7 protein-coding genes are annotated in these 7961 nt (G+C 69.8%); 4 read left to right on the top strand and 3 right to left on the bottom strand.

Going from position 1 to position 7961, the window contains the following annotated elements; all coding sequences use genetic code 11:
• From VJR25_RS07525 to trxA, 4 genes are all read left to right on the top strand, one after another.
• Positions 1-2176 (top strand): DUF6049 family protein (locus VJR25_RS07525; RefSeq protein ID WP_324114161.1); only part of this gene is annotated, 2176 nt, incomplete at its 5' end.
• Positions 2173-3774 (top strand): murein biosynthesis integral membrane protein MurJ, encoded by a 1602-nt coding sequence (murJ, locus tag VJR25_RS07520; protein WP_324114159.1) that lies wholly within the window; start codon positions 2173-2175, stop codon positions 3772-3774. The genes VJR25_RS07525 and murJ, both read left to right, overlap by 4 nt.
• Before the next feature lie 117 nt (positions 3775-3891).
• Complete coding sequence (gene trxB / locus VJR25_RS07515; RefSeq protein WP_324114157.1) at positions 3892-4845, top strand: thioredoxin-disulfide reductase; 954 nt, start codon at positions 3892-3894, stop codon at positions 4843-4845.
• Between the two features lie 102 nt (positions 4846-4947).
• Complete coding sequence (trxA, locus tag VJR25_RS07510; protein ID WP_324114155.1) at positions 4948-5271, top strand: thioredoxin; 324 nt, start codon at positions 4948-4950, stop codon at positions 5269-5271.
• 91 nt (positions 5272-5362) lie between these two features.
• Here the strand turns inward: trxA and VJR25_RS07505 are convergent, their stop codons facing one another.
• The 3 genes from VJR25_RS07505 to VJR25_RS07495 form a co-directional block, all read right to left on the bottom strand.
• Positions 5363-5716: a tryptophan synthase subunit alpha gene (locus VJR25_RS07505; RefSeq protein ID WP_324114153.1), complete on the bottom strand. Its 354-nt coding sequence runs from the start codon at positions 5714-5716 to the stop codon at positions 5363-5365.
• 67 nt (positions 5717-5783) lie between these two features.
• Positions 5784-6899 carry a ParB/RepB/Spo0J family partition protein gene (locus VJR25_RS07500; RefSeq protein WP_324114151.1) on the bottom strand — a complete coding sequence of 372 codons (1116 nt, stop codon included), beginning with the start codon at positions 6897-6899 and terminating at the stop codon, positions 5784-5786.
• Positions 6899-7864 carry a ParA family protein gene (locus tag VJR25_RS07495; protein WP_324114149.1) on the bottom strand — a complete coding sequence of 322 codons (966 nt, stop codon included), beginning with the start codon at positions 7862-7864 and terminating at the stop codon, positions 6899-6901. Before VJR25_RS07495 ends, VJR25_RS07500 begins: the two co-directional genes overlap by 1 nt.
• Positions 7865-7961: the final 97 nt, after the last annotated feature.

Below are 7961 nucleotides of genomic sequence, written 5' to 3'. Positions count from 1 at the left end.
CGCAGCGGGCACGGCCGACGCGGCGACCCGCCCGGCGGCGGCCCCGGTGCCCGCCGACGCCTCGCCGAGCCCCTCTCCGAGCGCGACGCCGCTGTCGGGTGTGGTGACGGCCACCCTCGCGCCTGTCTCCGAGGGCATCGTGCATCCCGGCGACCCGCTGAACGCCTGGGTGTCGCTGCAGAACGGCACGCCGGCTGCGCTCACGAAGACCACGGTGACCCTGCAGCTGGGCTCGAAACCGCTCACCACGCGCAAGGCGCTGACGACCTGGCTGGCCGGCACGGCCGCCGCGACGGGCCTCGCGTCGGTCGGCAAGGGCACGGTCGCCCCGGTGGCCTCCGGTGCGACCGGGCAGTCCCTCGTGATCGTGTCGGCCGAGAGCAAGGCGCTGAAGTCCCGGAAGCCCGGCATCTATCCGCTGCAGGCCGTCGCGTCGACGAGCGGCGGCGATGTCGTCTCCCTCAGCGTGATGATCGTGCCGGATGCCGCGCAGACCCGCGCCGCCGTGGGCGTCGTGGTGCCGATCACGGCTCCGGGGCTCGGCACCGGCCTTCTCACCGCCGAACAGCTGACCACTCTCACCGCCCCGGACGGGGACCTCACCGCGCGCCTGAACGCGGTCGACGGCACCGAGGCGATCCTCGCGGTGGATCCGGCGATCCCGGCGGCCATCCGCGCGCTGGGCTCGACCGCTCCGGCGTCTGCGCGCCAATGGCTTCAGCACCTCCTGTCGTTGCCGAACACGCGCTTCGCCCTGCAGTTCGGCGACGCGGACACCGCCGCGCAGATCGGCGCGACCGGCGGCCTGATGCAGCCCACGTCCCTGCAGGCCTACCTCGATCCGGACAACTTCGCGGGCGATCAGGGCGCGCAGCGGTCCACTCCGCCGGCGGGAGGCGCCGGCTCACCGAGCCCGAGCCCGTCGCCGAGTGCCTCCGGCGGGGTGCACCTGCCCGGCCTCCACGAGCTCCTCGACATCGGCCCGGCCCGATCGAACGTGTTCTGGCCGTTCACCGGCACCGCGTCGGGCACCACCGTGAAGACCCTCGGCGCGCTCGGCGACACCGCGACGCCGGCCGAGACGCTCGTCGCGTCGTCGTCGACGGCGGATGCCACGGCCACGGTGTCCGCGGAGGCCCGCGCCTCCGGGCGGGCCGTGCTCGTGTACGACTCGGCCGTGTCGTCCGACCTCACCGAGGCGGCGCAGGATCCGACGGATGCCACTCAGGGCGCTTCGCTCACCGCGGCAGCCGCGCAGCTGCAGCTCGCGGTCCAGTCGGCCGACGGGTCCTCCCTGCTCACTGTGGTCGACCGCAGCCGCACGATCAGCGAGTCCGGGCTGCGGGCCGCGATCCTCGCCGTCACCACGGCCCCGTCGGTGGATGCCGCGAGCCTCTCCGACTTCGACAGCTCGGCAGCGGCATCCCGGTCGGTCAAGGCCACCGTCAAGGACGGCGCACGCGTCAACGCCGTCACGGCGCTCGGACTCGGCGAGCAGCAGCTCACCCGGTTCGCGTCGATCCTCACCGACCCCACCGTCCTGACCGGCCCGGAGCGGGCGCAGATGCTGCAGCTCGTCGGCGGTGGCTGGCTCGGCGACGACACGTGGCGGACGGCATTGCGCGACCACGCCACTGCCACGCAGACGACGCTCTCCTCGGTCGGCATCCTGCCGCTGAGCACGGTGAACATCGCCGGGACGGGTGCCACGCTGCGTTTCTGGGTGCGCAACGACCTGCCCTGGCCGGTGCGCGTCACCATGGCAGCGAGCACGGACGACTCGCGGTTCGAGGTGCCGCCCACGACGACCGTCATCGCGACCGCGTCGAGCAACACACGCGTCGAGCTGCCCGTGCGCGCGAAGATCACCAACGGGAATGCCGCCCTCACGCTGCAGCTGCGCAGCCGCTCCGGCGTCACGATCGGCGACGCGCAGAAGGTCCAGGTCAGCATGCACGCCGACTGGGAGCTGGCCGGCCTCGTCATCCTCGGCGCCATCGTGATCGTGCTCCTCGTCGCCGGGGCCGCGCGCATGGTCTTCAGCAGGCGGCGCCGCACGCGTCAGGAGGCCGGCGCGGGACCGGCCGCGGATGCCGTCCGGCACGCCGTCCCGGCCGTCCCGGCGGTGACAGCGGTGCCGCCGCCTCCCCTCGACCCGAAGGGCGACGACGTATGAGTCCGAGCATCGCCCGGGCGAGCATGATGATCGGCGCCGGCACGATCCTGTCGCGCCTGACCGGCTTCCTCCGCACCATCGTGCTGGTCGCGGCCATCGGCTCCACCGGCAGCCGCGCCGCCGACGCGTTCGGTGCCGCCAACCAGCTGCCGAACAACATCTACGCGATCATCTCGACGGGCATCCTGACGGCCGTGATCGTGCCGCAGATCGTGAAGGCGTCGACGCAGGATGACGGCGGGAAGGCGTTCGTCTCGAAGCTGTTCACCCTCGGGACCGTGGTGCTGCTGGGTGCGACGGCCGTCGCCGTCGTGCTGGCGCCGTGGCTGGTGTCGCTGTACGCGCCGGGTTTCACGCCGGAACAGCTCGCCCTGGCCACCGCGTTCGCCTTCTGGTGCCTGCCGCAGATCCTCTTCTACGGGTTGTATGCCCTGCTCGGCGAGACCATGCACGCCCGGAACGTGTACGGCCCGTACACGTTGACGCCGATCGTGAACAACGTCGTCTCGATCATCGGATTCGGTGCGTTCTTCCTGCTGTTCGGGCTCAGGACGGATGCCGTCCGGTGGACGCCCGGCATGGTCGCGCTGGTCGGCGGCACGGCGACCCTCGGCATCGCGCTGCAGGCCCTGCTGCTGCTCGTCTTCTGGCGCGGCGTCGGCATCGGCGTGCGCCCGGACTTCCGCTGGCGCGGGATGGGGCTCGGCCAGATCGGGCGCCTCGCCGGCTGGACGTTCCTGATGGTGGTGCTCGGGCAGCTCGGCGGGCTCGTGCAGTCGCGGGTGCTCTCCACGGCGACGGGAAGCGTCGGCATCGCGGCGTCGCAGAACATGTGGCTGCTGTACATGCTCCCGTACTCGATCATCGTCATCTCGATCGGCACCCCGTATTTCACCCGGCTCAGCGAGCACGCGCACGCCGGACGCCTCGAAGAGGTCCGTGCCGACATCGGCCGCAGCATCCGCACCCTGAGCGTCTTCATCGTGATCGCGGCGTTCGCGATGGCCGCCGCTGCCGTCCCCGCGGCCCGCATCTTCACGAACAGCCCCGCGACGGCGCTCGTGACCGCACCGCTGCTGATCGCGTACCTCGTGAGCCTCATCCCGAACACGGTGATCTTCTCGATCCAGCGCACCTATTACGCCTACAACGACACCCGCACACCGTTCTTCTTCACGGTCGTGCAGACGGCGGTCGTGATGCTCACCGCCGTCGTCGCAGTCCTGTGGGTGCCGGTCGAGTGGCGCGCCACGGGCGTCGCGCTCGGTCAGGCGATCGCCGCGGTCGTGCAGACCGTCCTCGCCACGTGGCTGCTGCACCGCAAGATCGGCGCGCTCGGAACGGCGAGCTGGATGCTGGCCGTCGGCCGCTTCGTCGTGGCGGCGATCCCGGCTGCGGCCGTCGGCTTCGGGGTTTTCCTGCTGTCCGGCGGTGCATCCGGCTGGATGGTCTCCGGGCAGCTGCTGGGCGCCGTCGGCACGGCCGTCATCGGCACCGTGAGCCTCGTCGTCTACGTCGGGATGCTGGCGCTGCTCCGCGCGCCCGAGCTCTCACCGGCTCTCGCGATCGCCCGGCGGTTCCTGCCCGGCCGGCGCTGACCGCTCCCGCCGTTCTGTGACGTCCTCGCCCAGGACTCACAAGGGATGCGGGAATGTCGCCCCGATACCATGTGTTGAACGGATCGGATGCCAGACATCCGTGTCGAAGGAGAAAACGTGCGTCAGCTCATCATCATCGGTTCCGGACCTGCCGGTTACACGGCTGCGATCTACGCGGCCCGCGCGAACCTGCAGCCGCTGGTCGTTGCCAGCTCGGTCGATGCCGGCGGTGAGCTGATGAACACCACCGAGGTCGAGAACTTCCCCGGCTTCCCGGAGGGCATCCAGGGCCCCGAGCTCATGGGCAAGCTGCAGGAGCAGGCCGAGAAGTTCGGTGCCGAGGTCATCTACGACGACGTCGTGGAGCTGCACGTCGACGGCCCGGTCAAGACCGTCAAGCTCGGTAGCGGCAAGGTCGAAGAGGCGTCCGCGGTGATCTTCGCGACCGGCTCGGCCTACCGCAAGATCGGCATCGAGGGCGAAGAGCGCCTCTCCGGCCGCGGTGTGTCGTGGTGCGCCACGTGCGACGGCTTCTTCTTCCGCGAGAAGGCGATCGCCGTGGTCGGCGGCGGCGACTCCGCGATGGAGGAGGCGACGTTCCTCACCCGGTTCGCCTCGAAGGTGTACGTCATCCACCGTCGCGACAGCCTGCGCGCCTCCAAGATCATGCAGGAGCGCGCCTTCAACAACGACAAGATCGAGTTCATCTGGAACAGCGAGGTCGTCGACATCCTCGGTGAGGATGCCGTCAACGCCGTGGTTCTCCGCGACACCGTCGACGGATCCACGCGTGAGCTGGCCCTCGACGGCGTCTTCGTCGCGATCGGCAACGACCCGCGCACGCACCTGGTGCACCACAAGCTCGACCTGACCGCCGAGGGCACGATCCAGGTCGCCGGTCGCTCGTCGCTCACCTCGGCGGAGGGCGTCTTCGCCGCCGGCGACGTCGTCGACCCGACGTACCGTCAGGCGGTCACCGCCGCGGCATCCGGAACCGTCGCGGCCCTCGACGCCGAGCACTTCCTCGCCGCCCTCGCCGAGCCGACCCACGCCGCCGCCGCCGCGGTCTGACCCGCGCCGATCGTCCGGCGAGGCGAGGCGTCCCGAACGTCCGGGAACAATCGCCTGCTCTCGGGCGTTTCACCCCACAGACTTCCACGAAGGAGATAACCCATGACCGCGAAGGCCACCACCTCTGCCACGTTCGAGCAGGACGTCCTGCAGGCGAACGGGCCTGTGCTCGTCGACTTCTGGGCGGAATGGTGCGGCCCGTGTCGCATGGTCTCGCCCGTCCTCGACCAGATCCAGGCTGAGAACGCAGGCAAGATCACCATCCTGAAGCTCAACGTCGACGAGAACCCCGACCTGGCCATGAAGTACCAGATCACGTCGATCCCGGCGATGAAGGTCTTCGAGGGCGGAGAGGTCAAGACGACCATCATCGGCGCCAAGCCGAAGTTCGCCCTCGAGCAGGATCTCGCCGCCTTCCTCGGCTGAGTCCGCTTCCCCCGGCACGAAGGCCCGGGACGCACGATCCCTCCGGATCGTCTGCCGTCCCGGGCCTTCTGCATGTCCGGGTTCGGATGCCTCAGCTGACGTCCGCGCGCACCATCTCATCCCACAGGCGATTGCTGCCGTCGTTTCCCAGCATGTGCCAGACCGTCGACGTCAGCTCGGGGTACTGCAGGGCGATCTGCCGCAGCACCCGGTAGTGCCGCGTCGGGTTCGGTCGTGCACCGTCGTTGGCGGCGATGTTCTCGGCGCGCAGCATGATGACGACGAGCTCGTCGACGCTCGGCAGCTCCTCCATGAATTCCCAGGGGTCCTCCCCGAGGCGCAACCGCTCCTCGACGAGCACGGCGCGCTCGTCGGCCGCCTCGGCTCGCAGCACTTCGAGGCTGGAGCGGCGCGGCACGTGTTCCGCAGGATGAGGATGACTCACCCCTCCAGCCTACGCGCCACCTCGTGGGCGCCCGCCGAGCCGCGCCTCCACGCGCGTGCCCGTCATGTCACAGGTGCGACGCGTAGTCCGGTTCGCCCAGCTCCGCGAGGATGCGGTTGAGATCCTGGATCGTCGCGAAATCGATGACGATCTGGCCCTTCCGCGCTCCGAGGCTGAGCTTCACCCGCGTGTTCAGACGGTCGCCGAGGTGGTCGGCGACGTCGTCCAGGTGGTCGCGGTGCTTTCCCGCCCGAACAGTTGCACGGTGCATCGATCGTGAGTCGATGTTCTTCGCGGCGACTTCGGCGGCGCGCACCGAGAGGTCCTCGTTGACGATCTTGTCCGCGAGGCGCTGCATGCCCTCGACGTTGTCGACCGAGAGGATCGCCCGTGCGTGGCCGGCGCTGAGCACCCCGGCGGCGACGCGCTGCTGCACCGGCATGGGAAGCTTCAGCAGGCGGATCGTGTTGCTGATCTGCGGACGCGACCGTCCGATGCGACCGGCGAGCTCCTCCTGGGTGATCCCGAAGTCGTCGAGCAGCTGCTGATAGGCGGACGCCTCTTCGAGCGGGTTCAGCTGTGAGCGGTGCAGGTTCTCCAGCAGCGCGTCGCGCAGCATGTCCTCGTCGGCGGTGTCGCGCACCACGGCGGGGATCTCGGTGAGGCCGGCCTCGCGGGCGGCGCGCGTGCGACGCTCACCCATGATGAGCTCGTACGTGCCGTCGCCGGCATCGCGCACCACGACGGGCTGCAGCACGCCGAACTCGCGGACGGAGTGCACCAGCTCGGCGAGATCGTCGGCGTCGAAGACGCTGCGAGGCTGGCGGTGGTTCGGGACGATCGAGTGCGGGTCGATGTGCACCAGGCGCGCACCGGGAACGGCGAGCAGCTCGGCTTCGATGGCCGCGTCGACGTCGTCGGACTCGTCCGCCACGGGCGCGGCGTCGTCGACGCCCTCCGAGGTCTCGGCTTTGGGCTTGCGCTTGCCGCGGGCGGTGGACTCGGCGTCCACGGGCCGCTCGGCCGTCAGCACCGCGACATCGCTGGCGAGGGAGGATGCCTCCGCACCGGCGGCGGATCGCGAGGCCCCGGGGAAGAAGACGTCCACCGGACGCTCACTGCTCTCCGACGTGGGGATCAGCGCGCCGATGCCTCGTCCCAGTCCTGTTCGCTTGGCCGCCATCAGACGCTCCTCTCGCCGTATTGTGTGGAATTCGCCGCTGCAGGCTCCCCGGTGCTCTCGCGCCGCGCGATCTCGACCGCTGCTTCACGGTAGGCGACCGCGCCCGCCGACTGACCGTCGTAAGCGATCACGGTCTGTCCGAAGCTCGGTGCCTCCGAGACGCGCACGGACCGCGGGATCACGGTCTCGAGCACCTGCTGCGGGAAGTGGGTGCGCACCTCGTCGGCCACCTGCTGGGCGAGCCGCGTGCGTCCGTCGAACATCGTGAGCACGATCGTCGATACGTGGATGCGGGGATTCAGGTGCTGCTGGATCATGCTGACATTGCCGAGCAGCTGGCTGAGCCCCTCGAGCGCGTAGTACTCGCACTGGATGGGGATGAGCACCTCGTCGGCCGCCGTGAAGGCGTTGATCGTGAGCAGACCGAGCGACGGAGGGCAGTCGATGATGATGAAGTCGGGCGCCTGGTCGGCCTCGATCAGATAGTCGGCGATCGCCGTGTGCAGCCGGTGCTCGCGCGATTCCTGGCTGACGAGCTCGATCTCGGCACCGGCCAGGTGGATGGTGCTGGGTGCGCAGGCGAGTCGATCCGACTCGGGGCTCGTCTGCACGATCTCAGCGAGCGGCAGCTCGTCGATCAGCACGTCGTAGATGCTGAGCGTGTCGGCCGTGTGCGCGACACCGAGGGCCGTCGAGGCGTTCCCCTGCGGGTCGAGGTCGACCACGAGCACGTGCGCACCGAGGTCGGCGAGAGCCGCAGCCAGATTCACGGCCGTGGTCGTCTTGCCGACGCCACCCTTCTGGTTCGACACCGTGATGATGCGCGTTCGACCGCTGAACGCGATCTCGACCTCAGCCAGGGCGCGGCGTCGCGCCGACAGGTCTGCGAGTTCACGCGCCAAGGGTGTATCGGCGAAATCGAGCGGTCCGGATGCCGCAGCATCCTTGTTCCCGGGTCGTTTCACGTGAAACACTCCTCCCCTGACGACGACTCGTCCACTCTATCCCGGACTTCCGACACCGCTTGTCTGGACACCGGGCCCGACGTCACCGATTCGCAAG

It is taken from the genome of Microbacterium sp. (genome assembly GCF_035277845.1).
Lineage (GTDB): Bacteria > Actinomycetota > Actinomycetes > Actinomycetales > Microbacteriaceae > Microbacterium.
Note: the sequence above shows the minus strand (reverse complement) of the source record. Positions and strands in the feature narration are given on the sequence as shown.